Source organism: bacterium (assembly GCA_040755795.1).
Lineage (GTDB): Bacteria > UBA9089 > CG2-30-40-21 > CG2-30-40-21 > SBAY01 > JBFLXS01.
The window spans coordinates 1-1,321 of record JBFLXS010000700.1; the positions used below are offsets into that span (position 1 = coordinate 1).

A 1,321-nucleotide genomic window follows, 5' to 3' on the forward strand; every position below is an offset into this window, starting at 1 on the left:
CTAAACTTTTGCGTTTTTTACAAATTTGTTAGAACAGAGTCAATAGTTTTACCATTTTTACCTTGTTGGTAACTCCAGATTAAAAGCTCTTTGAAAAATAGATCTCTAACCAAATTACAGATTTCACCAATAGTTTTACGTTTTTTACTGCCTTCTAATTGGAGACCTACTACAATTAGTAAAATATATGCTGTAAACACAAGGTGCCAGTGTCTAATGATACCATCGAATTTACGCATTTGATATTGTCCTAATCCTATATGTTGTTTAGAATCTCTATAGAAGGTTTCTGTTAAAACTCGTTTCAAGTAAGTCTCAAGGTTCCATTTACCAGACCAGTTCAACTGGCTGCTAATAATAAACCCGGCTTGTTGATTAATTATGTCTTCTTCGGTTTGCGTGGCTGTTATCTCTTTGTTTAGAACCAAACTTACTGAACCAATCTTCGGAATATCTACTGTGATGGGGCAAATAGAATATTCCTTCTCACTTATCTTAACTGGTGAAGAATATTGACTATAAGATACTGCCTTTGCCAGTTCAGATACCTTATATTTTTGCCCATTATAGTAAACTATCCGATTAGACTTTATGGAAAAACTAAATTGGAACCCTTTATCTTTGATTGCTTTAATGACACTCTCACAACAATACCAACTGTCTCCAATAACTATTACTTCTACTCCTTTAGGAGGCATAAAACTCTTTATGAGTTTGATACATAACTCAATTTTGGTATGGAATGTTATCCCTTCATCTTTACAAATCTCTTCCTTGATATAAGGGAAGAATTCAAAGGGAAATACATAATCATCTATTACACATATAGCTGTAACTAAATTATGTCCTAATACCCTTCTTTCTGAAGTAGTTGAATGGTAATAACCAACTCTTTCAATATGTTTGCCTGTTTTATCAATAACAGTGTCATCTATAATGAGATATACCCTTTTTGCATTAGAGTTGGAGATGGCTATCTTTACTAATTTTCTTCTGTTTCTCCGAAGAGCCCTATTTAACCAGGGGGATTCTGTAATAAAACGATTCAGAGAACTTTGGTCTTTGTTACGGCCAAGTTGTTTATTAATATCTTGAATGTTACGAGATTCTAAACAGAGAATTAACCCGATTACATAAAAACAAAAATTCTCAAACTGAGGTTTACTAAAACAAGGCTTAAAAACCTCTAAACACTTTAACAAAATATCTGGAATAGAAACTATCAACATATCTATTTCCCTCCCTTCTATAAATTAATATCGGAAGGAAATAGATAATACTTTAATTATCAAGTAATTATCAAAAAACGCAAAAGTTTAGA

The 1,321-nt window shown here is 32.2% G+C and carries 1 protein-coding gene; it reads right to left on the reverse strand.

The features are described 5' to 3' along the window. Nucleotides 1–17: 17 nt before the first annotated feature. Nucleotides 18–1,229, reverse strand: coding sequence for an IS701 family transposase (locus tag AB1414_21050; protein ID MEW6609900.1), 1,212 nt, complete (start codon nt 1,227–1,229; stop codon nt 18–20). Between the last annotated feature and the right edge of the window lie 92 nt (nt 1,230–1,321).